General features: G+C 71.0%; 20 protein-coding genes. 6 read left to right on the top strand and 14 right to left on the bottom strand.

The features are described 5' to 3' along the window. From E3T28_RS00285 to E3T28_RS00270, 4 genes are all read right to left on the bottom strand, one after another. On the bottom strand, positions 1-507 hold a 507-nt coding region (locus tag E3T28_RS00285), incomplete at its 3' end, for a PadR family transcriptional regulator (protein WP_134426781.1). Then, a complete protein-coding gene (locus tag E3T28_RS00280) occupies positions 504-1,403 on the bottom strand; it encodes a DUF4097 family beta strand repeat-containing protein (protein ID WP_166786878.1) in 900 nt (299 codons plus the stop codon). The genes E3T28_RS00285 and E3T28_RS00280, both read right to left, overlap by 4 nt. A gap of 136 nt (positions 1,404-1,539) precedes the next feature. Further along, complete coding sequence (locus E3T28_RS00275) at positions 1,540-2,214, bottom strand: universal stress protein (protein ID WP_166786877.1); 675 nt, start codon at positions 2,212-2,214, stop codon at positions 1,540-1,542. A gap of 111 nt (positions 2,215-2,325) precedes the next feature. Further along, positions 2,326-3,120 (bottom strand): CPBP family intramembrane glutamic endopeptidase, encoded by a 795-nt coding sequence (locus E3T28_RS00270; RefSeq protein ID WP_134426784.1) that lies wholly within the window; start codon positions 3,118-3,120, stop codon positions 2,326-2,328. Between the two features lie 219 nt (positions 3,121-3,339). Here E3T28_RS00270 and E3T28_RS00265 point away from each other — a divergent pair, with 219 nt between their 5' ends. Beyond that, on the top strand, positions 3,340-3,915 hold the full coding sequence (locus E3T28_RS00265) for a M20/M25/M40 family metallo-hydrolase (RefSeq protein WP_198417126.1): 576 nt from the start codon (positions 3,340-3,342) through the stop codon (positions 3,913-3,915). 143 nt (positions 3,916-4,058) lie between these two features. On the opposite strand, the gene yczE is transcribed toward E3T28_RS00265, so the two are convergent. Then, positions 4,059-4,718: a membrane protein YczE gene (gene yczE / locus E3T28_RS00260; RefSeq protein WP_241979091.1), complete on the bottom strand. Its 660-nt coding sequence runs from the start codon at positions 4,716-4,718 to the stop codon at positions 4,059-4,061. 232 nt (positions 4,719-4,950) lie between these two features. Next, a complete protein-coding gene (locus E3T28_RS00255; RefSeq protein WP_134426776.1) occupies positions 4,951-5,154 on the bottom strand; it encodes a dodecin family protein in 204 nt (67 codons plus the stop codon). Positions 5,155-5,402: 248 nt separating this feature from the next. Here E3T28_RS00255 and E3T28_RS00250 point away from each other — a divergent pair, with 248 nt between their 5' ends. After that, entirely contained in the window at positions 5,403-8,672 is a 3,270-nt protein-coding gene (locus E3T28_RS00250; RefSeq protein ID WP_134426774.1) for an efflux RND transporter permease subunit, read from the top strand. A gap of 231 nt (positions 8,673-8,903) precedes the next feature. On the opposite strand, the gene E3T28_RS00245 is transcribed toward E3T28_RS00250, so the two are convergent. Beyond that, positions 8,904-9,521, bottom strand: a complete 618-nt coding sequence (locus tag E3T28_RS00245) for a DUF4232 domain-containing protein (protein WP_166786876.1) — start codon at positions 9,519-9,521, stop codon at positions 8,904-8,906. A 173-nt stretch (positions 9,522-9,694) separates the two neighbouring features. Here E3T28_RS00245 and E3T28_RS00240 point away from each other — a divergent pair, with 173 nt between their 5' ends. Beyond that, positions 9,695-11,056 (top strand): protein kinase domain-containing protein, encoded by a 1,362-nt coding sequence (locus E3T28_RS00240; RefSeq protein ID WP_134426770.1) that lies wholly within the window; start codon positions 9,695-9,697, stop codon positions 11,054-11,056. A gap of 258 nt (positions 11,057-11,314) precedes the next feature. Here the strand turns inward: E3T28_RS00240 and hutI are convergent, their stop codons facing one another. From hutI to E3T28_RS00215, 5 genes are read right to left on the bottom strand one after another with little or no spacing between them, the layout of a single operon-like run. Further along, a complete protein-coding gene (gene hutI / locus E3T28_RS00235) occupies positions 11,315-12,511 on the bottom strand; it encodes an imidazolonepropionase (protein WP_134426768.1) in 1,197 nt (398 codons plus the stop codon). Beyond that, positions 12,508-14,127 (bottom strand): formimidoylglutamate deiminase, encoded by a 1,620-nt coding sequence (locus E3T28_RS00230; protein WP_241979090.1) that lies wholly within the window; start codon positions 14,125-14,127, stop codon positions 12,508-12,510. Before E3T28_RS00230 ends, hutI begins: the two co-directional genes overlap by 4 nt. After that, the gene (locus tag E3T28_RS00225) at positions 14,124-15,341 is read right to left on the bottom strand and encodes an allantoate amidohydrolase (protein WP_134426766.1); all 1,218 of its coding nucleotides are present in this window, start codon (positions 15,339-15,341) and stop codon (positions 14,124-14,126) included. Before E3T28_RS00225 ends, E3T28_RS00230 begins: the two co-directional genes overlap by 4 nt. 28 nt (positions 15,342-15,369) lie before the next feature. After that, a complete protein-coding gene (gene hutU, locus E3T28_RS00220) occupies positions 15,370-17,028 on the bottom strand; it encodes a urocanate hydratase (protein ID WP_134426764.1) in 1,659 nt (552 codons plus the stop codon). 54 nt (positions 17,029-17,082) lie between these two features. Then, on the bottom strand, positions 17,083-17,754 hold the full coding sequence (locus tag E3T28_RS00215) for an IclR family transcriptional regulator (protein WP_134426762.1): 672 nt from the start codon (positions 17,752-17,754) through the stop codon (positions 17,083-17,085). 148 nt (positions 17,755-17,902) lie between these two features. On the opposite strand from E3T28_RS00215, the gene E3T28_RS00210 reads away from it, so the two are divergent. After that, entirely contained in the window at positions 17,903-18,292 is a 390-nt protein-coding gene (locus E3T28_RS00210) for a PPOX class F420-dependent oxidoreductase (protein WP_134426760.1), read from the top strand. Positions 18,293-18,338: 46 nt separating this feature from the next. Here E3T28_RS00210 and E3T28_RS00205 read toward each other — a convergent pair whose 3' ends face one another. Both E3T28_RS00205 and hutH read right to left on the bottom strand, forming a co-directional pair. After that, complete coding sequence (locus tag E3T28_RS00205; RefSeq protein ID WP_134426758.1) at positions 18,339-20,144, bottom strand: M23 family metallopeptidase; 1,806 nt, start codon at positions 20,142-20,144, stop codon at positions 18,339-18,341. Positions 20,145-20,309: 165 nt separating this feature from the next. Then, positions 20,310-21,860 carry a histidine ammonia-lyase gene (gene hutH, locus E3T28_RS00200; RefSeq protein WP_134426756.1) on the bottom strand — a complete coding sequence of 517 codons (1,551 nt, stop codon included), beginning with the start codon at positions 21,858-21,860 and terminating at the stop codon, positions 20,310-20,312. A 112-nt stretch (positions 21,861-21,972) separates the two neighbouring features. Here hutH and E3T28_RS00195 point away from each other — a divergent pair, with 112 nt between their 5' ends. Further along, entirely contained in the window at positions 21,973-22,737 is a 765-nt protein-coding gene (locus E3T28_RS00195) for an IclR family transcriptional regulator (RefSeq protein WP_134426754.1), read from the top strand. A gap of 25 nt (positions 22,738-22,762) precedes the next feature. Continuing rightward, positions 22,763-23,155 carry a DUF1801 domain-containing protein gene (locus E3T28_RS00190; protein ID WP_134426752.1) on the top strand — a complete coding sequence of 131 codons (393 nt, stop codon included), beginning with the start codon at positions 22,763-22,765 and terminating at the stop codon, positions 23,153-23,155. Positions 23,156-23,232: the final 77 nt, after the last annotated feature.

The raw sequence follows: 23,232 nt of genomic DNA, 5'->3' as shown, positions 1-23,232 counted from the left end.
GGCTCGCGCCCCGGCGGCGGCACCGGCTGCCGCGCCTGCCGCGGCGCCGGCCGCGGTGCGCGCGGCATTGCCGGCGGCGGTACCCGCGGTGGTGCCTGCCTTGCGTGCGCTGCGGGCATCGCCCGCCTGGCGCTTGGCGGAGGCCAGGTCGAGCCGCAGACTGCGCATCGCCGCACTGACTCCCGACCGCACCTCGTCGGCCAGTCGCCGCACAGAGTCGGCAACCTCGGTTTCGAGGTCGTGCAGGTCACCCTGGCGGGCCTGGAGTTCGGCGCGGCCGGCGTCGGTGATCTCGTAGACGGTCTTGCGGCCATCCGTCGACTTGGTCACGAGCCCCTCTTCTTCGAGCTTCGCCAGTCGAGGGTAGATGGTGCCGGCGCTCGGGATATAGGTTCCGCCGAAGCGGTCGCTGAGCGCCTGGATCAGCTCGTAGCCGTGCCGCGGCTGATCGGCGAGCAGGCTGAGCAGGTAGAGGCGGAGGCTGCCGTGGGCGAAGACGGGGGTCATTCGGTGGCCTCCCCGTCGGCGCGGGCGTCGCTCGGTTCGGTATCGGCGCGCTCGCCGGACTGGCCCGCGGAGGCAGGCGCGGACGCCGGCTCGACGCTGCGACGCACCACCGTGATGTCACCAGACACCGAGTTGGCCTGCAGTTCGAGCCAGCTGCCCTCGAGGCCGCCGGCGCTGGACTCGTAGCCCTTGCCGAACGTGCCGCGGATGGTCTGGTCGTCGAGCTGCAGCGTGCCCGAGACCGTGTTCAACCGGTAGCGGGTCGTCACCTCGGCGCCGAGGCGCACGGTGAGGTTGCCGCTGACCGTGTTCGTGTTGATGGAATCGGGGGTGCCCTCGATGTCGAGGAACACCTCGCTGTTGACCCCGTCGAGACTGAAACGACGGATGGCCCCGCTTGCCGTGCAATCGCCGGAGACCGTGTGGGCGACGATGCTGCCTTCGAGGCCGCGCACCGACAGCTCGCCGTTCACGGCGTTCAGCTCCAGGTCGCCGGTGACGCCGTCGACCACGATGTCGCCCGACACCGTGCTGAGTCGGGCGCCGTTCGTGAGGCCCGCGATCAGGGCGTCAGCCGAGATCACGCCGAGCTTCAGGGCCACGTCGCGCGGGACCATGATGCTGACGTCCGCCTTGGCGGTGCCGCGGAACGAGGCGAAGACCTCGATGAAGTTGTCCCAGCGCAGCTGCGGGTGATCGATTTCGAGGGTGTCGCCGTCGATCGAGATCTTGAGGTCCTTGCCGGTCACGCTGTGCACCTCGATGCGGGTGCCCGGCTCGTCGTGGCCGATCACATCGATCTTGCCGCCGATCATACCCACCTTGAGCGTGCGAACGACCTCGACGTCGATCACCTTGGCCTGCCCGGGGGTGACCAGCCATTTTTCCAAAGCCATGGAATTCTCCTTTTCGGTGCGGCATCCGGGCAACGGATGCCCACCACCTATTCGCGATATATCGCGTCCAATTGAGACTCACGATATATCGCGTATGGCAGGTCCACAAGCGCGGGCGCGAACTCCCAGCCGGGGCTCAGGTCTCCGGCTCGGCATCCGGCCCGAGGCGGACGGAGCGCTCGGCGGACTCGATCGATTCGACCGGGGCGGCGCGCACGGTGAGCAGCGGGATCGGGGCCTTGTTGGCGATCTCCCGGGCCACGCTGCCGAGGAAGCGTGAGCGGCGCTGCCGGTGTGAGCCGAGCGCGAGGAGGTCGTAGGCGCCGGAGCCCGCCCGGCGCAGGATCTGCTCGACGGCACCCCCGGTGGCCCGGGTGCTGAACGGGTGCACCGCGAGGGCGGCGAGTTGGCTGACCGCGGCGGACTGGATGCCGGCGGCGATGCGGTCGAGCTTCTCGGGCAGAACGTCGAGCGCGATTTCGTAGTCGAGGACCGTCAGCAGCGTCACGGTCTTCAGCCGTGCGCCGAGCAGTAGCACGGCCGTGACGGCGGCGTGGTCCGCGGCCTCGGAGCCGTCGATGCAGACGAGCACCCGCACGTCCCCCTCGAGGGATTCCCCGGGAATCACGGCCGCCTCGGCCAGCTCCTCCCGCTCGAGGTAGACCGCCAGGCCGGCCAGTGCGATCGCGAAGGGGCCGGCGGCCACGCCAAGGACTACCCAGATCGGGGCGTCGTGCCCGCGGCGGATCATCACGAACGCCGAAGCGAGTCCCACCAGGACCCAGCCGACCGCCACCAGAAGCGGTGTCACCCACACGCCTTCCGCCCACATGCCCTCAGCATTGGCGGCCCGTGCCGAACCCGCAAGGGTCTGGTCGTGGGCGACCCGGGACAGCCGTCGGCCGGGTCGGACGCGGCCGCGTCAGTAAAGGAAGATCGGCAGCCACTCGCGGGTGTGGGCGTGCACGATGACGAGGAACACGACGGCGTCGAAGAGCAGGTGCACGATGACCACGTAGGTCAACGATTTGGTGAGGGCGAACGTGTAGCCCTGCAGCAACGCGAAGGGGAACGTCATCAGCGGGCCCCAGCTCTGGTAGCCCAGTTCCCAGAGGAACGAGGTGAAGATCACGGCCTGCAGCAGGTTGGCCTGCCAATCGGGGAAATGCCGTCTGAGCAGCGCGAATGCTGTGCAGATGAAGAAGAGTTCGTCCCAGATACCGACGAAGCCGACGCCGACGAACAGCCGCGCGATCTCATCGGGGGCGGTCACGGTGGGCCAGTTCTGGTACGCGCCCGAGCGGATGAAATAGGTCGGCAGGATCAGGTAGCCCAGCAGCAGCACGAGCGGCAGGTACCATTTCTCCACGGCTGTCCAGCGCTGGCCGGTGCGGATCGGGAACCGGATGGCGTGGTCGCCGAAGGCATAGCGGGAGAGCAGGTAGGGCACGAGCACGGCCAGGGTCAGCACGGTGCCCATCAGTGCCATGTTCGGGTAGCTGATGTCGGCCTTGACCGAGATGGTGCTGACGATCAGGAGCCCGATCGCGAGCAGGAGCAGGTCCTTGAACAGGGCTCGGTCGATCAGGAAGGCGAGCCCCACGGCCACGGCGAGCAGTGCGTAGCCGGGGAGCGGCTCGCGCACCCCGAACAGCAGCACGGCGGACGCGGAGAGCAGCGCGGCGGGGACGAGTCCCCAGGAGGCGCGCGGCCGCATCCGTGCGGGTGGTGTTGCCGGACCGGAGCTCGTGCCTGAGTCCGTGCCGGTGCTCGCGCTCGTGCCTGTTGTCCGTTTCGCTGACTCTGCCGCGCCGTCGCCCATGGAATATGGTACCGAACCGGCCCCGGGAACGGTCGGTGAACTAATTCGACGGAGATTTTCAGGACCTGAGGGTTTTTGCGACGTTCTAGGCCAGTTTTCAACCGCGGGTTCGAGGTGCACCGCCTCGAGGAGCGTCCGGGGCGTCCCACGATCGTCGGCATCCGGCGCGGCACCGCCGGGGGAGGGCGCTCCCTGATGCTCAACGGGCACCTCGACACCGTCGGGGTCGTCGGCTACGCCGGGGATCCGTTTTCGGGCGAACTGCGGGATGGCCGCGTTCTCGGCCGGGGCGCCTTCGATATGAAGGGTGGCGTCGCGGCGATCCTGGTTGCGGCGGCGCGGGCGACGGGGGCCAGCGGGGCCGGGGCATCCGTCCTCGCCGGGAGCGTCGCCGGGTTCCGATTCCGGCTCACCCGGCTGGTGGCGCGCGCGGCCTTCGAGGCCGATCCGGAGTGGCCGATCGTGCGCACGCTCAGCGCCCACGCCGCCGCGGTGCTCGGGCGCCGTCCGGATGTCCAGGGCGAGCCGTTCTGGACCGACGCCGGACTGCTGCACGAGGCCGGCATACCCTGCCTGGTCGTGGGCGTCGACGGTGGTGGAGCGCACGCCGACGCGGAGTGGGCGGACGCGGCATCCGTCGACGCCCTCACCGAGATTCTGACCCGCACGATCGTCGACTTCTGCGCGTAGCCCACGCTTTCGGGTGCCAGTCTGCGGCTGCACAATCCGGGAGAGCGCGTGAATCGTCGGTTTGACCCCCTCCAACCGACGATTCACCCGCTCTCGCGGCCGAGGCCTGGTTCGCGGGGCCCGGTGGTTCACCGGGCGCCCGGTCAGTTCGCGGGGCTGTCGATCGAGGGCTCGGAGGGCGGCACGGAACCCTCGAGGGTCTCCTCGAGCCGAGGGTCGTCGGCTGGGGGCAGGGTGATGGCGAAGATCGGGATCGTCCAGTGGCAGAGCGGTCCGACGAGCACGGCGAAGAGCACCGTGCCGATGCCCACGTTGCCGCCGAGCACCCAGCCGATGCTGAGCACGGTCACCTCGATGCCCGTCCGCACGATCCAGATACGCCAGCCCGTGCGCTTGTGCAGGCCCGTCATCAGCCCGTCGCGGGGGCCGGGGCCGAAATGCGCACCGATGTAAAGGCCGGTGGCGATCGCCAGCACCAGCAGCCCGGCCGCGAACAGCAGGATGCGAACCCAGAGGTCCAGACCCGTCGGGATCAGCCAGAGGCCGACATCCGCCGCCGGCCCGACGAGCAGGGCGTTCAGCACGGTGCCCACGCCCGGCTTCTGGCGCAGGGGAATCCAGATCAGCAGCACGACGCCGCTGATCAGGATGGTGACCAGTCCGAAGCCGAGCCCGGTGCGGCCCGAGATGCCCTGGGTGAGCACGTCCCACGGGGCCACGCCGATCTCGCCCCGCACGATCAGCGCGATCCCCAGGCCATAAAGGAACAGGCCGATGAGCAGTTGGGCGAGGCGACGGGTCATGGAAGTCCACACTATTGGTCCGCTGTCACGTTGCCGATCGATGCTGCCCGGCGGCGCGGATGCGGCCCTCCACGGCCCGACAGCTTTGCCCAGCCGCTCTGCCCGGCCAGCCGCTCTGCCCGGCCTGCCGCTCTGCCCGGCCTTCCTCTGCCCAGCCGCTCCGTCCGGCCTGGCTCTGCGCGGCCGCTCTGCCAGGGCTGGCTCTGCCCGACCGCTCGGGTGCCGTCCGGGCTCAGTCCTCCAGAACGAACGTGACCTCGATCACGACGTTGAACGAGGTGATCTCGCCGTCGGTCACCTCCACCTTCTGCTCCTTGACCCAGGCACCGGAGACCCCGCGCAGGGTCTTGCTCGCCCGGGCGATTCCGGCGGCGACGGCATCCTCGAAGGATGTGTCGGACCGGACGCTGAGTGTCGTTACGCGTGCAACAGACATGGTTGCTCCTTATCGTTGTCGTTCGGGTTGATGGGGCTTCTTGCGGGCGAGGGTACGCCCCTTCGCCGGCCTCGGCCCGAACGAATTCGACGGAGATTCTGCCGGTTCTGACGCTGCCGGACCCAAAACCGGCCCAAAATCGAAAATACTCCGTCGAATTCGTTAGGCAGATTTTCGCTTGGCAGATCGGCAGCTACGGATGCCCCCGGCCGGGAAGTCTGCACTCTCTGCAATGAGATACTGAACGGGTGCATTTTCTCGCTGTCTTGAGCATGAAGAACCGGGCGCTGATCGCGCTGATCACCATCGTCGTTGCCATTTTCGGCAGCCTCGCCCTGACCAGCCTCAAGCAGGAGCTGATCCCCTCCCTGCAGTTGCCGCAGCTGGTGGTCTCGACGAGCTACCCGGGCGCCTCGCCCGAGGTCGTCAACGACGACGTGTCGACGCCGATCGAGACGGCGATCCAAGGCATCGCCGGCCTCGAATCCACCTCGACGACCAGCAGTACCAACGCGTCACTGGTCAGCGCCACGTTCACCTACGGCACCGATCTGGTCAAGGCCGAATCGCGTATCAGCCAAGCCATTAATCGCATCAAGTCGACCATGCCGGAGAACCTCGACCCGCAGGTGCTCTCCGGCAGCATCGACGACTTCCCGGTGCTGTCCTTGGCCGTGTCCGGCGGTGACTCCGAGACCCTCGCCGACGACCTCAAGCGCAGCGTGCTCGGCGACATCCGTGACGTGGAGGGCGTGCGCGAGGCGGCCCTCGTCGGCGACGTCGGCCGCCGCGTGACCATCACCCCGGATGCCGCGAAGCTGGTTGAACGAGGCCTCACCGACCAGGACATCCGCAGTGCGCTGCAGCAGAACGGGTCGCTGATCCCGGCTGGTTCGCTGACCGAAGCCGACACGACCCTCTCGGTGCAGACCGGCTCGAAGCTCGGCGAGGCCGAGGACATCGCGGCGCTCCCGATCCTCGCCCCGGTGCCCGGCGCGGGTCTGACCACCATTGGCGACGTCGCGAACGTCACCCTCGGCGAGAACCCGGTCGCGAGCATCTCCCGCGTCGACGGCCAACCGGCGCTGACCATCTCGGTCACCAAGGTGCCCGCGGCGAACACGGTCGACGTGTCCGAGGCCGTGCGCGCGATCCTGCCTGACCTGGAGGCGGTCGTCTCCGGCGCAACCTTCACTGTGGTCTTCGATCAGGCGCCATTCATTCAGGAATCGATCGACGCGCTCACCGAGGAGGGTTTGCTCGGACTGATCTTCGCCGTGCTCGTGATCCTCGTGTTCCTGCTCTCGGTGCGGGCGACCCTGGTCACCGCGATCTCGATCCCGACCTCGGTGCTGATCACCTTCATCGGCCTGCAGGGTGTGGGCTATTCGCTGAACATCCTCACCCTCGGCGCCCTCACCATCGCGATCGGGCGCGTCGTCGACGACTCCATCGTGGTGATCGAGAACATCACCCGCAACCTGGTCGAGGGCGCCGACCGTGCCGCGACCATCGTGCGCGCGGTGCGCGAGGTGGCCGGGGCGATCACGGCATCCACCATCACCACCGTCACCGTGTTCCTGCCGATCGCGTTCGTCGGCGGCTCGACCGGGGAGCTGTTCCGGCCGTTCGCCCTCACGGTTTCGATCGCCCTGCTCGCGTCGCTGCTGGTGTCGCTGACCATCGTGCCCGTGCTCGCGTACTGGTTACTGCGGCCGGCCAAGACGGTCGCGCCCGCCGCGGTGGTTGAGCCTGTCGAAACCCTCCGCGCGCTCACTGCCGAGGTCTCGCCGGCATCAACCAGCGCGACCAGCGCGACCAGCGCGACCAGCGCGACCAGCGCGACCAGCGCGTCCAGCGCGACCGCCGAGCCCGCCACCGCCTTGCGCCGCACCCGCCACAACGGCACCGCGGCCGCCCCGGCACTGGAGCGCCCGAGCCGTCTGCAGACCGGCTACCTCCCGGTCATCCGCTGGACCCTGAACCACGCCGTCGCGACGCTACTCGTAGCGGTGCTCGTGCTCGGCGGCACGGTCGCCCTGGTTCCCTATATGAAGATCAATTTCCTCGGCTCGAGCGGGCAGACCACGTTCCAGGTCACCCAGACCCTGCCGGTTGGCACGAGCCTCGCCGCGCAGGACGACGCCTCGACGGTCGCCGAGAAGACCCTTCGCGGCACCGAGGGCGTCGACATCGTGCAGGTCTCCATCGGCGGCGGCAACGCCCTGGCCGCTTTCGGCGGCGGCGGGGTGTCGTCGAGCACCGTGACCTACTCGATCACCACCGACGGGGAGGCCGACCCCGACGAAGTTCAGGATGTCGTGCGAGACACGCTCACGGCCCTTGACGGCAGCGGAGAATTCTCGGTCTCGTCCGGCGGCGGGTTCGGCGGGTCATCCGATGTCGCCGTCGACGTGACAGCGGCCACGAACGCCGACCTGCAAACGGCCACCGACGCGGTGCTCGCCGCGGTGGAGGACCTCGACGCGATCAAGGAGAGCTCGAGCAACCTGGCGGCCTCACGCCCCTACATCGCGGTGACCGTCGACCGGGATGCCGCGGGCGCCGTCGGCCTGAGCGAGCTCGCCCTGGGCACGCTGGTGTCGCAGGCCATGCAGCCGAGCGTGATCGGATCCATCGTGATCGACGAGACGACCCTGTCGGTATATCTGCAGTCCGACGCGCCGCCGACCACGACGGCGGAGCTCGCCGCCCTGACTATTCCAACCCGGGCCGGGCCGGTGGCCCTGGACACGCTGGCCACGGTCGAGCAGGTGGAGGGGCCGTCCACCCTCACCACGACGAAGGGACTGCGCACGGCGACCGTGTCCGCCACCCCGAACATCGACGACCTCGGCGCGGCGAACGCGCAGATGACGGCCGCCCTGGCCGACACCGATCTGCCGGAGGGTGCCACGGCCACGCTCGGCGGGGTCACCGCCGATCAGACCGAGGCGTTCGAGCAGCTCGGAGTGGCGCTGCTGATCGCCATCCTGATCGTCTACATCGTGATGGTCGCGACCTTCCGGTCGCTCCTGCAGCCGCTGCTGCTGCTCGTGTCGGTACCGTTCGCGGCGACCGGCGCGATCGCCCTGCAGGTGATCACCGGCATCCCGCTGGGCGTTCCCTCGTTGATCGGTGTGCTGATGCTGATCGGCATCGTCGTGACCAACGCAATCGTGCTGATCGACCTGGTCAACCAGTATCGGCGTCGGGGGCAGTCGGTGCAGGAAGCCCTGGTCAACGGGGCGTCCCGTCGGCTGCGGCCGATCCTGATGACCGCGCTGGCCACGATCTTCGCGCTGCTGCCGATGGCGGCCGGCCTCACCGGAACGGGCGGTTTCATCTCGCAGCCGCTGGCCCTCGTGGTCATCGGCGGACTGGTCTCCTCGACCGTACTGACCCTGGTGGTGCTGCCTGTGCTGTACTTCCTGGTCGAGGGCGGCCGGGAGCGCCGGGCCGAGCGGCGCGAGCTGCGCGCATCCGTCGGTCCCATCTCCGACGTCTCCCGCGCATGACTCCTGCGACTCGTGAGGCGCGCGGCGATCGGCCGCGTGTTTCCGCTGCGGACGCGCGGCGGGCGGCCGTGAATCTGCAGGAGTTATGCGCGCCACTCTGCGGCTAACTCAGGAGAATCGGTGTCAGCGGCCGCCGTCGTCCCCGGAATCACGGAGCGGATACCGCGGCCTGGACCGGATCTCCTGAGTTAGCCTCGGATGTGACCAGCCCAGGACCTTCCGAGTCCGGAGCTAGAACGTGACCGGGGCCGGGGCCAGCGGGCCGGTGCGCACGAGCACCGTGCTGTCGTCGTCGCAGCCCTCGATGGGGTTCGGCGTGGGCACCCGGGTCGCCGCGTCCCAACCGGGCAGGGTCACGTCGAGGGCGCCGACCGGCACGAGAGGGCAGTCGTACGCGCCGGCTTGGCCGAGGTGGAGCAGGCTGTAGGCGGATGTCCCGGGTTCGAGCACGACGACCGTCACCGGGTACCAGCGTCCCGGCTCGGTGCCGGAAGCGGAGCCGACCGGCTCACCGGAGGCGGAGCCGACCAGAGTCGTCACCGGGTAGCCCTCGACCGTGCAGGCCGCTCCGCCGGTGTTGGTCAGGCTCAGGTTCCAGAAGAACTGGCCCATGCCGCTGTCCTGCGGCCGTGACTGCAGGGAGAGGGCCAGGTCGCCCGGGCCGCAAACGGTCGGGTCCGCCGCGATGGCGGGAGCGGGAGTCGCGGTCGTGGACGGCCGAGCGGTCGCGGTCGCGGACGGCCGAGCGGTCGCGGTCGTGGACGGCGTCGGAGTAGCCGTCGATCCGCCGCCGGGCGGGGCTGAAATCGAACCCGCGCATCCGGTCAGCATCAGGACCGCCACCGTCATTGCCGCTACGCATCCCGGCCTCGCTGCCGCCAACCGACTCGTGCCCTGTATCCCCGTCATGGCCTCAGTTTCACACGGTAAAGGCCCGGAGGCGTGCGGGCCGCCGTCTCAAACCGCCGAGGGGAGAAACTCGACCATTCCTGACTTAGACTCAATCCCAAAAGGGGGGTCCGATGACCAAGCAGTTTCCGAAGTTCCTGAACGCACGCTACCGGGTGAAGAACGTGATCGGCCGTGGCGGAATGGCTTCGGTCTACCGGGCCACCGACGAGCGTCTGGGGCGGGATGTTGCGATCAAGATCTTCGAACTCCGCGCCACCGACAAGCCCGACATTCAGCGCCAGCAAGCCGAGATCAACGTGCTGGCGAGCCTGAACCACCACAGCCTGGTCACCCTGTTCGACGTCGGCGTGGACCGAACCGACCCGGACCACCCGCAGATCTACCTCGTGATGGAGCTCGTCGACGGCATCGACCTGCGCCGGCGGCTCGACGGGCATCCGATGTCGACGCGGCACATCGCCCAAATCGGTTATGACCTGGCGGAAGGGCTCGACTATATCCATGGCCGTGGCGTCATCCACCGTGATATCAAACCCGCGAACATCCTCCTCGCGGAGTACAGCTCGGATTCCCGCGCCCGCGCGCGGCTGACGGACTTCGGCATCGCCCTGTTCCCGAACAGCGCTCGGATGACCAACCAGGGGATGACGACGGGCACGGCCGCCTACCTCAGCCCGGAGCAGGCCCGCGGTGAAGACGTCGGCCCGGCGAGCGACATCTATGCGCTGGGGCTCGTGCTCCTGGAATGCTTCACCGGCGAGACCGCCTTCCCCGGGGAGCCGATCCCGTCCGCCCTGGCCCGGCTCCAGCGCGACCCGGTCATCCCGGAGGAACTCGTCCCGGAGTGGCGTCATCTCCTGTCGACGATGCTGGCCCGTGAACCGGAGCAGCGTCCGCCGACGGCGGAGGTCGTGCTCGCCATGCACCAGGCCGTCATCGCGGAAACCGGCCGTCATCGCGGCGCCGAGGAGCACCATCTGGTCAGCGACGAACGCATCCGGCTGCAGGAGGTCGCGCGCCTCGATATTCTCGACACTCCCGCCGACGGCGCCTTCGACCGGATCACTTCGCTGGCTGCCCGGCTGTTCTCCGTGCCGATTGCGATCATCAGCATCGTCGACACCGACCGCATCTGGTTCAAGTCTCATCACGGCCTTGAGCTGACGGAGATTCCGCGCGATCCGGGCCTCTGTGCCTCGGCGATCATGTCCGACGGCCCGTGGGTGGTGGAGGATGCCCGCGCCGACCCGCGCGCGCTGGCCAACCCGCTCGTGGCCGAGAAATTCGGTCTGCAGTTCTATGCCGGGGTTCCCCTGACCACCCGCAACGGCTACAACCTCGGCACAATGTGCGTGATGGACTTCAAAGCGCGCGTCATCACCGCGGCGGAGCTCCAGACCCTCGCGGATCTCGCCGCCCTGGTGATGAGCGAACTCGAACTGCGGTTGGAGAGCCGGCGCGTCGCACGCTGATCAGGGGGGATGGGTCCCGGAGCGGGACGACGACTCCCGAGACCAGGGTCACCACCCCCACCTGTGTGTGCTGATCAGTGCCGTGTCGCCCTCGGCAGCACCCTAGCGGTTATATCCGCTTCTCCCGAGCGTGGCCAACTCAGGAGATCCTGCGCGTCGGCCACGGAGCGGGGAGCGGCGCCGCGGAATTCCGGGGCGCGCGGCACCGCGGCCGGCCAGTGTCCTGAATTGGCCACAGTGGGAAGCGAGAGCCTTCAGTCAGGCCGGGAGCGGTGACGGGCTGGGGACGCCGGCCCGCACACCCTGCCGCCAGACCGCCCAGGTCAGCGGCACGCCGGGGCGATAGGCGAGATGGGCGACGGATGGCGCGTCCAGCACCTGCAGGTCGGCCCGCCCGCCCACGCGCAGGGCTCCGACCGCGTCCGAACCCGTATCGCGGCCCAGTGCCCGGGCGCCGCCGCGGGTCGCCGCCCACACCGCCTCCTCGATCGTCAGACCCATTTGCAGCACCGCGGTGGCCACGCAGAAAGCCATCGACGTTGTATACGAGCTGCCCGGATTGCAGTTGGTGGCCAGGGCGATGCTCACGCCCGTGTCGAGCAGCCGCCGGGCCGGCGGGAACGGCTGGCGCGTGGACAGGTCGCAGGCCGGCAGCAGGGTCGCCACGGTGGTCGAGCCGGCGAGGGCGTCGATGTCCGCCGGCTCCAGGTGATTGCAGTGGTCGACGCTTGCCGCGCCGAGCTCCACCGCGAGCCGCACCCCGCCGCTGAATCCGAGCTGGTTGCCGTGCAGTCGTAGGCCGAGCCCGGCGGCGCGGCCGGCCTCGAGCACCTCCCGGCTCTCCTCCAGGTCGAACGCGCCCACCTCGCAGAACGCGTCGACGAACTGGGCGTGCGGCGCCACGGCGGCGAGCATCGGACCGGTGACCAGGTCCAGGTATCCGCGCCGGTCGATGCCCGGCGGCACTACATGCGCGCCAAGGAATGTGACGATATCGGCGACGGATGCCGCCACCCGAGCCGACCGCGCCTCGCTCGCCACGTCGAGGCCATAGCCCGTCTTGCACTCGAGGAAGGTGGTGCCCTGCGCCTGCGCCTCCCGTCGCAGCCGGCTCGCCGAGGCCAGGAGCTGCGCCTCGGTCGCGGCGCGGGTGGCGGCAACGGTGGTGAGGATTCCGCCCGCCGCGTAGGGTTGCCCGCTCATCCGGGCCTCAAACTCCGCGGCTCGGTCGCCCGCGAATACCAGGTGCGTGTGGCTGTCGACCCAACCGGGCAGAGCGGCCCGGCCGCCGACATCCGTGCGGAGATCGGCCGCCGGTGCCTTCGACGCCGGGCCGATCCACGCGATGCGACCTTCCGCGATCACAAGGGCGGCGTCGGTGAGGCGCGGGGCGCCATCGGTCTGGGTGGTCAGCTCGCGGATGCCGGTGATCAGCTCGGTCGGTTCGGGGGTCACGGTCGTTCTCCTGACGCGGGGGCAGCGGTGTCGTGGAGCGCGGCGAGGGCGTCGCGCAGCAGGATCTCGGGTCGCAGCTCGCCCGGCAGAGGCTCGCCCTCCGCGCCCGAGCCGCCCTCCGCGCCCGAGCTGCCCTCCGCGCCCGAGCCACCCTCCGCGCCCGAGCCGCCCGGCACCAGCACCCCGGAGTCGGCCACGACCCGACCGCCCACGATCACCCGGCGCACATCCGCGGACGTCGCGGTCAGCGGCAGCTGCTCCGGCAGCGATCCGGCCGTGCGGATGCTGTCGCCTGCCACCTCCACCAGGTCGCACAGGTCACCGGGCGCCAGGCGCTGCCGGTCGAGCCCGAGCGCGGCGTAGCCGTTGTCCGAGGCCGCCGCGAGCAGTTCGGCGGGCGTGAAGCGGCCGCGCCGGCCCGATGTCAGGCGCTCGCCGGCCTCCAGGCCGCGCATCTCGAGCAGCGGGTCGATGACGGCGTGCTGGTCCGAGCCGAGGGCGATCCGCGCGCCGGCCCGATGCAACCGCAGGGCCGGCCCGATCCCGTCGCCGAGATCGGCCTCCGTGGTCGGGCAGATCACGACCGTGGCTCCGGATGTCCCGATCAGCGCCACATCCTCACTGGTGAGGTGCGTGGCGTGCACGACGCTCAGGCGCGGCGTGAGCGCCCCGAGCCAGGCCAGCACCTCGGTCGGGGTCCGGCCGTAGGCGGCCCGGCAGTCCGTGTTCTCCTGCGGCTGCTCCGACAGGTGGATGTGCAGCGGAACCGTTCCGGGCAGCCCCTCGAGAACCTCCCGCATCGCGGTCGGTGTCACCGCCCGCACGGAATGGATCGCGGCACCCAGGGTCACCCGGGCATCCGCGCCGGCAGCGCTGCGGGCATCCGGGCCTCCGCCGGGCGCATCGCCGTCTACGAGGCCGGCCACGGCAGTACCACCGAGCGCCGCGCGCAGCGCGTGCCACCGCGCCAGCCAGGCTGCCGCCGACCCGTCGCCGAAGGCGCGCTGGGCAGGGGCGAGGGGCGCGCCGACCCCGCCGTCCAGATAGAGCGTGTCAAGCAGCACCAGACGGATGCCCACCTCCTGCGCCGCGGCTGCCAGCGCCAGTTCCATGGCGTGCTCGGTGGGGTATTTCGCGCCGCCCGGCCGGTGGTGCAGATAATGGAACTCGCCGACCGCGGTGAAGCCGGCGACCAGCATCTCGGCGAAAACCGCCCGCGCCAGCAGGAAGTAGTGCTCGGGGTCGAGGCGGCCGGCCACCCGGTACATGGCCTCCCGCCATTGCCAGAAGTCGCCGCCGGCATCGTGGGTGCGGCCCCGCAGCGCCCGGTGGAACACGTGCGAGTGCGCGTTGGCCAGCCCCGGCAGCACGGTGCCGAGCCGCACGTCGCCGGGCCGCGGCCGGCAGTGGGGGGTGACCGTCTGGATGCGCCCGTCGCCGCCGACCTCGAGCCGCACTTCGGGCAGGGCAACCCCCTCGACCAGCGCCAGCGCGCACCAGAACGCGGACGCGGGGCAATCCGCCGACCCTGGCCCGGGAGCGGCCGTCGGAGTAACAACCGCTGGAGTAACAACCGGTGGTCGAGCCTGTCGAGACCGGATCCCGCCCCCGCTCACAGCAGGCTCCGCAGCAGGGTCTCCAGGGCGTCGATCCCCGCCACGCAATCCGCCACCTCGGCGAATTCCTCCGGGGAATGCGAGACCCCGGTGGGGTTGCGCACGAAGAGCATGGCGCTCGGCACACTCGCCGCGAGCACGCCGGCGTCGTGACCGGCGCCGGTCGGCAGGGCCGGCACACGAGAGCCGCCGAGCACCGCCCGGAACCGCCCGACGAGATCAGGGTCGAACGTGACGGTGCCGGTCCACGATTCCTCGGTGACGGCCACGGAACATCCATTCACCGCCACGGCCGCGATCGCGGCCTCCTCGATCCCGGCGACCAGGGCGCGGGTCTCGGAGTCGCTGGGCGCGCGGGCGTCGAGCCAGGCGTGCACGGATGACGCGATCACGTTGGTTCCGCCGGGCACCACCTCCAGGCGGCCGACCGTGGCGCGCGAGCCGGGGTGGTTCAGGGCGGCATCCTGCACGGCCACGATCGCGCGCGCGGCGGCGACGAGCGGGTCGCGGCGGCCCGGCATCGGGGTGGCGCCGGCGTGGTTGCCCTGGCCGGTCACGGTGAGGCGCCAGCGTCCATGCGCCAGGATCGACGACGCCACCGCCACCGGCCGGCCCAGGTCGACCAGGCCGCGGCCCTGCTCCACGTGAAGTTCGATGAAGAGGCCGATTCGGGCCAGAGCGTTCGGGTCGGCGCCAAGGTGCGCGGGTTCCAGCCCGGCGCGGCGGGCGGAGTCCGCCAGGGTGATGCCGTCGGCGTCGACGAGCGCGCGGGCCCGATCGGCGTCGATGCCTCCGGTCAGCAGCCGCGAGCCCAGGCAGGCGATCCCGAACCGGGAACCCTCCTCCTCGGCGAAGACGAGCACCGCGCAGGGGCGTGACGGCGTGAAACCGGATGCCTGCAGCCGCGCCACGGCCTCGAGCGCACTGACCACACCGAGGGGGCCGTCGTAGGCGCCGCCGCCGGGAACGGAATCCAGGTGGCTGCCCGTGACCACGGCATCCGGTCCCGGCTCTCCCCACCAGGCCCAGAGGTTGCCGTTGCGGTCGGTCTCCACGCCGAGCCCGAGGCGCCCGGCGCGCTCGGCGAACCAGGCCCGCAACTCGAGATCGGCGTTCTGCCAGAGGTGCCGGGAGTAGCCGCCGCGGCGGGCGTCCCGGCCGGTGTCGTCGATCTCGGCGAGTCCGGCGAGCGTGCCGTGGGCGAGCTCGCTCATGCGCACGCCCCGCCGCAGGTGCCCCTGCTCACTCGGTTTCCCACATCGGCACCCGCAGGCCGCGCTCCCGCGCCACCTCTTCGGCGCGCTCATACCCCGCGTCGACGTGCCGCATCACGCCGGTGCCGGGGTCGTTGGTCAGCACCCGGGCGATCTTCTCGGCGGCCAGCGGGGTGCCGTCGGCCACGATCACCTGGCCGGCGTGGATGCTGCGGCCGATCCCGACGCCGCCGCCGTGGTGGATCGACACCCAGGTGGCGCCCGACGCCGTGTTCAGGAGCGCGTTCAGCAGCGGCCAGTCGGCGATCGCATCCGACCCGTCCAACATCGCCTCCGTCTCCCGGTACGGCGAGGCGACCGAGCCGGAGTCGAGGTGGTCGCGGCCGATCACGATCGGGGCGCTCAGCTCGCCCGACGCCACCATCTCGTTGAATTTCAGCCCGGCCAGGTGCCGTTCCTGGTAGCCGAGCCAGCAGATCCGGGCCGGCAGACCCTCGAAGTGCACCGTGTCCTGTGCCTTCGTGATCCAGCGGCGCAGGTGGTCGTCGGCGGGGAACAGTTCGACGATGGCCTTGTCGGTGGCCGCGATGTCGGCCGGGTCGCCCGAGAGCGCCACCCAGCGGAACGGCCCCTTGCCCTCGGCGAACAGCGGGCGGATGTACGCGGGCACGAACCCGGGGAAGTCGAACGCCCGCGTGCAGCCGCCCAGCTCCGCTTCCGCCCGGATCGAGTTGCCGTAGTCGAAGACCTCGGCGCCGACATCCTGGAAGCCCACCATCGCGGTGACCTGCTTCGCCATGGCTGCCCGGGCGCGCTCGGTGAACTCCGCCGGGTTCGCGGCCGCGTAGTCGTGCCACTCCGCCACGGTGACGCCCTCCGGCAGGTAGGCCAGCGGGTCGTGCGCGCTGGTCTGGTCGGTGACGATGTCGATCGGAACCTTGCGCTCCAGCAGCTCGGCGAACACGGTCGCCGCGTTGCCGACCACGCCCACCGAGAGGGCACGCTTCTCGCTCTTCGCTGCGAGCACCCGGGCGACGGCATCGTCGAGGTCGGGTGCCAGTTCGTCGAGGTAGCCGTGCTCGACCCGGCGTCGGAGCCGGGACTCGTCCACGTCGACGATCAGCACGGCGCCGTCGTTCATGGTCACGGCCAGCGGTTGCGCGCCGCCCATCCCGCCGGCCCCGCCCGTGAGCGTGAGGGTGCCGGCCAGGGTGCCGCCGAACCTTTTCGCGGCCACGGCGGCGAAGGTCTCATAGGTGCCCTGCAGGATGCCCTGGGTGCCGATGTAGATCCACGAACCGGCCGTCATCTGGCCGTACATCGTCAAGCCGAGGGCCTCCAAACGACGGAACTCCGGCCAGGTGGCCCAGTCGCCGACCAGATTGGAGTTGGCGATCAGCACCCGCGGCGCCCACTCGTGCGTGCGGAACACGCCGACCGGCTTGCCGGACTGCACCAGCAGCGTTTCGTCCTTCTCCAGGGTGGTGAGCGTGCGCACGATCGCGTCGTAGGCCTCCCAACTGCGGGCGGCCTTGCCTGTGCCGCCGTAGACCACGAGGTTCTCCGGGTGTTCGGCCACCTCGGGGTCGAGGTTGTTCATCAGCATCCGCAGCGGGCCCTCGGTCTGCCAGCTCTTCGCGGTCAACGTGCTGCCGCGGGCGGCGCGCACGGGGCGGGATTCGGACATCACTGTCTCCTTGAGGTTCGGGGCGTTCTGGGCGTTCGGGTGAGTCGGGGTCGGTCAAATCGTGGGGAGGGTGGTAACGGTACGGCCGAGCCCGGCCGAGACCAGCCCGGCGGCCTGCGCCAGCAGCGGGCCGTAGCGACGGATGTCCGCGGGCGCCACCCGGTAGCTCGGGATGACCAGGCTCAGGGCGGCGACCGTTCTCGCTTCCGAACGGATCGGCGCGGCCAGGGCCGTGAGATCCGTCTCGACGCCACGTTCGACGACCACGTAGCCGGCCTCGGGGGTGCGGCCGGTGAGCACCTGCCCGGCCGCGGAGCCTTCGAGCGGCACGGTGCGGCCGACCCAGCTTGCGTGGCGCACGGAGTGGGTGCCTTCGACGATGGCGAGGTAGAGCCCGGTGGCGTCGTGGCCCTCGACGCTGAGGTAGACAGATTCACCGGTCTCGGCGACGAGCCGCTCCATCGCCGGGCGGGAGAGGGTGACCAGTGACTCGCTGCTGAGCGACTGGGCGCCGAGCTGGATGATGCGGCCGCCCGGCCGGTAGGCGCCGTCATCGGTCTTCCGCACGAAGCCGCGGGTCTCGAGCGTGCGCAGCAGGCGCAGGGCGGTGCTCGGCGCGAGGTCGACGGCGCGGGAGCTCTCCGAGAGGGTGAGCCCGTCGGAGTCGCAGATCACCGCGAGCAGGTCGAGGGCGCGTTCCACGGTGCGGGTGGACGATTCGGCCATGGGTGCTCTCCGGGTGCTGGTGCGGGTAGTTGTGTCACCTAGTAAAACGCAACTGCCATCTAATGGCAAGAAGGGGCCAAGAAATTCCATCCGCATCGTTCACCGTCGGTTCGGGGCAGGGGCCGGGGTGCGCACGGGATAATCAGGGATGACAACTGCGCTGCTGGCCCTCGGGTCCGAGGAGTTCGTGCTCCTGACCACGTTCCGCAAGACCGGCGACCCGGTGAGGACCCCGGTCTGGATCGTGCCGGGCGACGGCCGGCTGCTCGTCACGACGGGCGGCACGAGCGGCAAGGTCAAGCGGCTCGGGCACACCGCGCGGATCGAGCTGACCCCCTGCAACGCGCGCGGCGCCGTCCGGGCGGGAGCCGGGACCGTCACGGCCCAGGCGTTGGTGCGAAGCGATACCGAGACGCTCGCCGTCCTGGACGCGGCGCTGCTGACGAAGTACGGCCTGAAGTACCGGGCCATCCGTGCGTCCCAGCGCCTGCGCCGGTCGACGAGCGAATCGGTGGCGCTCGTCATCACGGCCGGCTGACCGGCCGCGGCATGCCGACGGATGCCGCGGCATCCGTCACGGGGACTCAGCCGAACCGCACGCCGCGCTGCACCAGGAACGGCTGCGCGTCGACGGCGGTGCCATCCCTTCGCACCTCGAAGTGCAGGTGGCAGCCGGTGGCGGATCCGGTGCTGCCGATGCTCGCGATCACCTGCCCGGCGATGACCGCCTCGCCCGGGCTGACGAGGGTCTGGCCCTCGGCCAGGTGCGCGTAGCCGGTGGCGATGCCGTTGCCGTGGTCGATCAGGATCCAGTTGCCGTAGGTGCCCAGAGGTGCTGCCGTGGCCACGACCCCCGCGCTCGCCGCGTAGACGGCCGCCCCGCACGCCGCACCGATGTCGGTGCCGCTGTGGAAGTCGTCGACCTCGGGCAGTGGTTTATCGGGCCGGGGACCGAAGGCATCCGTCAGGGACCCGACCGAGGGCGCGGCCCAGCCCTCGCTGCTGAGCTGGCCGCGGAGCCGACCGCCGAAATCGTCGGCGCCGGCCGCGGGCGCCGGGTCGGGCAGTGGCGTCAGGGTGAGGGCGACTGGCGTGCTCGCTGCGAGCTCGGCCACCTCGGCGGCGGCGGCATCCAGCTCCCGCTGGGCGTCTTCCATGGTCAGGCGGGTGTCGCTGAGTGGGATTGCCTCGATCACGGCTCGCAGCGCGGTGTCCTGGTCCTGCAGTGTTTTCTCGCGCTTCGTGTCCGCGTCGACGCGGCCCTTCATCTCGTCGAGGCTGTTCGTCAGCTTCTCCAGGGCCTCGAGCGTGGCGAGCCGGGCGAGGAGGTCGGTGCCCGTGCTGTTGCTCGCGAGCAACACGTCGACGGCCTCCGGCCCGGACTGCTGCAGGGTGGCGCGAACGAGGGTGGCCAGAGTCCGGCGGGATGCCTGGGCCGTGGCGGTGGCGGCGGTGCCGAGGTCGCGCACCCGGTCGGCCTGCATGACGGTGGCGTCGTAGTCGGCCTTGGCGCCGGCGTAGGCCAGCCGGGCCTTGTCGTAGGCAGCTTGTGCCCGGCCGGTCCGAGCCAGGGCAGCGGAGTAGGCGGCGGAGTGCTGGGCGGATGCCCGCGCGGCGACGGCCCGCTCGGCGCTGCGGATGCGCTCGGCGCCCCGTGCGGCCGCGGCGGACTGGGCGGCGGCGGTTGCGACCGCTGCTGCCGCGGCTTGCCCGGCCGAGGCTGATCCAGTGCCCGTGGTCGGATCTGCCGGTTCCGGTGCCGGTTCCGGTTCCGGTGCCGGTTCCGGTGCGGGTGGCGGAGCCTGTGCAGGCGCCGGCGGCGAGGCGGCGGATTCCGGATCCGTGGGCGCGGACGGCCCTCCGCCGCTCAACGGTGGTGTGGTGGGTGTGGTGGGCGTCGTTGGCGGGGTCGGCTCGCCGGTCGGCTGGGAAGGGGGGACCGGAGTCGGGTCGGGCGTGGGCGTGTTCGTCGGCGCGGGAGTGTTCGTGGGCTCGGGGGCGGGCGAGGGAGCCAGTACCGGTGTGGGAGCCGGCGCATCCGTGGGGCAGGGCGCTGTAGCCGGGTCGTCCGCGGCAGCCGGGTCGGCCGGGGTTGCCGGGACAGTCGCGTCAGCCGCCTGCGAGGGCAGGGCGGGCATCGCGGGAGCGGCTGGTTCCGCGGCCGGCGGGGCATCCGTCGGGAAGGGTGCGGCACAGGGTTCTTGGACGTCGGGGGTTGCGACCGCCCGCCCGGCTGCCGCGGCCACGGGACTGTCGTCCGCGCGGGACGGTGTGGGTGCACCGAGAACCGTGAGAGAGACGATGATGGCGGCGGTGAGTGGCACGGTGAGTCGGCGCCCCGCGAACGTGGGCAGGGTGGGGCGTCGACGGTCTCTCGAGGTGAGGTTCATGAGCCTCCGCACTGCACTGTTTCAGGGCATCGACTACGGGCATCGACGAGCAATTCCGGGGCGGTTGCAACGGGTTAGCGGGTGACATCATGACATGGGCCCGAGGGGCCGACAAGCGATTGACGCGGCCCGGATCCCGTACCGCCCTGCGCTGCCTGCGGGGCCTCAGGCGAGCGGTCCGACGACGCCCGCCGCGGCATCCCGCACCGCGCCCGACGCCACAAGTTCGACGATCGCTTCGATCTCGGGGGAGAGGAACCGGTCGTGGCCGGGGCCGTCGGCCACCGTGCGCACGAGGTCCCGCACCGCGCCGGTGGCCGGGCCGGGAACGAGCGGCGCGCGCAGGTCGAGCGAGCGTGACGCCGTCATCACCTCGATCGCGAGCACCCGGCCCAAGCCGTCGATCGAGTGGCGCAGCTTGCGGGCGGCTGCCCAGCCCATCGACACGTGGTCCTCCTGCATGGCCGACGACGGGATCGAGTCGACGGATGCCGGCACCGCCAGCCGCTTCAAAACCGACACGATCCCGGCAGCGGTGTACTGCGCGATCATCAGCCCCGAGTCGACGCCGACCTCGTGGGCCAGGAACGGCGGCAGCCCCTTGCTCCGGGCGGCGTCGAGGTGCCGGTCGGTGCGCCGCTCGCTCATGCTCGCGACATCCGCCGCGATGATGGCGAGGAAGTCGAGCACGTAGCCCACCGGGGCGCCGTGGAAGTTGCCGTTGGAGAGCACCCGGCCGTCCAGGGTCACCACGGGGTTGTCCACCGCGCTGGCCAGCTCACGGCCGGCGACCAGGGCGGCGTGGTCCATCGTGTCCCGGGCGGCGCCGTGCACCTGCGGGGCGCAGCGGAGGGAGTAGGCGTCCTGCACGGTGGGGTCGTCCGGGCCGGCGTGGCTGGCGAGCAGCGGCGAACCGGCCAGCAGCGCGCGCAGATTGGCCGCGCTCGCCGCCTGACCGAGCTGGGGGCGGAGGGCCTGCAGGTCGCCGGCGAAGGCGGCATCCGTGCCGAGGAGAGCCTCGACGCTCATGGCCGCGGCGATGTCGGCGGTCGTCAGGAGTCGTGCCAGGTCGGCGAGGGCGAGCACGAGCATGCCGAGCATGCCGTCGGTGCCGTTGATCAGGGCGAGCCCCTCCTTCTCGGCGAGCACGACCGGGGTGATGCCGGCCGCGGCCAGGGCCTCACCGCCGCCCATCAGGGTGCCGGCCGCATCCCGCACCCGGCCTTCGCCCATCACCGCGAGCGCGCAGTGCGCGAGCGGCGCGAGGTCACCCGAGCAGCCGAGCGAGCCGTATTCGTGCACGACAGGGGTGATCCCGGCATTGAGCAGTGCCGCATAGGTTTCGGCTACGACGGACCGCACCCCGGTGCGCCCGGTCATCAGGGTCGACAGGCGCAGCAGCATCAGCGCGCGCACGACCTCCCGCTCCACCTCGGGGCCGCTGCCCGCGGCGTGCGAGCGCACCAGGCTCGCCTGCAGCTGGGCCCGGCGGTCGCTCTCGATGAACGTCGTCGCGAGCGCCCCGAAACCGGTCGAGATGCCGTAGTGCGGGTGCACGTCCTGCGCGAGCGCCGCGATGATGCGCCGGGTAGCGGCGACGCCGTCGAGGGCCTCCGCGGCCAGCACGACGGGGGCGTCGTGCCGGGCCACCGCGGTGATGTCGGCGAACTCGAGCGGGCCGGTGCCCACGGTGACGGATGTGCTGGCAAGGTTCATACTCCGATTCGACACCAGCCGGGTGGGCCGCACGACGGGTTTAGGCTGGGAGCTGTCCGGGATACCGGAGAGTTGGCTGGTGCCGTCCGCTGTTCACGGAGAGGAGAGGCGCATGACCCCGTCGAAGGTCCCGGCGGCGCACGGCACGCTGCGCATCCTCTCGCATCTGGCCACACAGCGCGGACCCGTGCCGGCCTCCCAGATCGCCACGGCCCTCGGCCTGCCCCGCTCGACCGTCTATGACCTGCTGGCCGTGCTCGCCGACCAGGGTTTCGTGGTGCACCTGCCCGAGGAGCAGCGCTACGGCCTCGGCCTGGCGGCCTTCGAGCTGAGCTCGGGCTTCTCCCGGCAGCAGCCCCTCTCGCGCCTCGGCCGCCCGCTCATCGCCGCGCTGGTCGACCGGATCGGCGAGAGCGCCCACCTCGTCGTGCTGCACGGGCGTGACGTGATCTACCTCGTCGAGGAGCGCGCGCCCCGGCGCCCGTCGCTGGTGACGGATGTCGGCGTGCGCCTCCCGAGCCACCTCACCGCGAGCGGGCGCGCACTTCTCGCGGCGCTCCCGGCAGCCCAGCTGCGGGCGCTGTACCCCAACGCTGCCGCCTTCGCCACGCGACACGATCGGGGACCGCGTGCCACGGCGGAGCTGCGCATCCTGCTCGAGCAGGTGCGCCGTGACGGGTATGCCCTGGAAGACGGCGAGATCACCGAGGGGATGGCATCCGTCGCCGTGGCCGTGCGCGACCATGCGGGCTGGCCGGCCGCGGGCGTGGCTGTCACCTTCCCTCGCGAGCGCATCCCCGAAGCGGAATGGCCGGCGCTCGCCGCGCAGCTCGGGAGCACCGCCGCGCAGCTCTCCCGGCGCATCCGCGGCACGTAGCCGCGGGGAGCGCTAGGGTTCTGCCATGGCTGCCACCTACCGCTCGGTTGAGGAGTTCCTTGCCGCCCAGCCGCCCGGTCGCCGCGAGGAAATCGAGGCGCTGCGACAGATCGTGCTCGGCGCGCATTCCGGGCTCACGGAGCACATCAAGTGGAACTCGCCGAGCTACGTCTGGAACGGCACCGACCGGGTGACCGTGAACGCGCACGGGAGGGGCGTGCGCCTGATCCTGCACCTCGGCACCGGGACGCCGGAGGACAAGGCCGCCGCGCCCACGTTCGACGGCGATCCCTCCGCACTGCTGACCTGGCACTCGAATATCCGGGCCAGTCTCAGCGTCGCCGACCTGGCTGACATTCTGGCGAAGCGCGACCAGATCCGTGACGTCGTGCGCCGCTGGCTCGACACCGCGAACTAGTCGCGCCCGCGCCCGCGCCCGCGCCCGCGCCCGCGCCCGCGCCCGTGCTCGTGGTCGCCGCCGCGCCCGTGCTCGTG

This window comes from Cryobacterium sinapicolor (genome assembly GCF_004403465.1).
Taxonomy (GTDB): domain Bacteria; phylum Actinomycetota; class Actinomycetes; order Actinomycetales; family Microbacteriaceae; genus Cryobacterium; species Cryobacterium sinapicolor.
This window is presented reverse-complemented; position numbering and strand designations above follow the sequence as displayed.

Coding starts and splice junctions, on each gene's coding strand:
- E3T28_RS00240 (WP_134426770.1), top strand. CDS start 9,695: ATGACCAAGCAGTTTCCGAAGTTCCTGAACGCACGCTACCGGGTGAAG.
- E3T28_RS00195 (WP_134426754.1), top strand. CDS start 21,973: ATGACCCCGTCGAAGGTCCCGGCGGCGCACGGCACGCTGCGCATCCTC.
- yczE (WP_241979091.1), bottom strand. CDS start 4,718: ATGACCCGTCGCCTCGCCCAACTGCTCATCGGCCTGTTCCTTTATGGC.
- E3T28_RS00190 (WP_134426752.1), top strand. CDS start 22,763: ATGGCTGCCACCTACCGCTCGGTTGAGGAGTTCCTTGCCGCCCAGCCG.
- hutH (WP_134426756.1), bottom strand. CDS start 21,860: ATGAACCTTGCCAGCACATCCGTCACCGTGGGCACCGGCCCGCTCGAG.
- E3T28_RS00245 (WP_166786876.1), bottom strand. CDS start 9,521: ATGACGGTGGCGGTCCTGATGCTGACCGGATGCGCGGGTTCGATTTCA.
- E3T28_RS00225 (WP_134426766.1), bottom strand. CDS start 15,341: ATGAGCGAGCTCGCCCACGGCACGCTCGCCGGACTCGCCGAGATCGAC.
- hutU (WP_134426764.1), bottom strand. CDS start 17,028: ATGTCCGAATCCCGCCCCGTGCGCGCCGCCCGCGGCAGCACGTTGACC.
- E3T28_RS00270 (WP_134426784.1), bottom strand. CDS start 3,120: ATGCGGCCGCGCGCCTCCTGGGGACTCGTCCCCGCCGCGCTGCTCTCC.
- E3T28_RS00255 (WP_134426776.1), bottom strand. CDS start 5,154: ATGTCTGTTGCACGCGTAACGACACTCAGCGTCCGGTCCGACACATCC.
- E3T28_RS00215 (WP_134426762.1), bottom strand. CDS start 17,754: ATGGCCGAATCGTCCACCCGCACCGTGGAACGCGCCCTCGACCTGCTC.
- E3T28_RS00205 (WP_134426758.1), bottom strand. CDS start 20,144: ATGAACCTCACCTCGAGAGACCGTCGACGCCCCACCCTGCCCACGTTC.
- E3T28_RS00280 (WP_166786878.1), bottom strand. CDS start 1,403: ATGGCTTTGGAAAAATGGCTGGTCACCCCCGGGCAGGCCAAGGTGATC.
- E3T28_RS00210 (WP_134426760.1), top strand. CDS start 17,903: ATGACAACTGCGCTGCTGGCCCTCGGGTCCGAGGAGTTCGTGCTCCTG.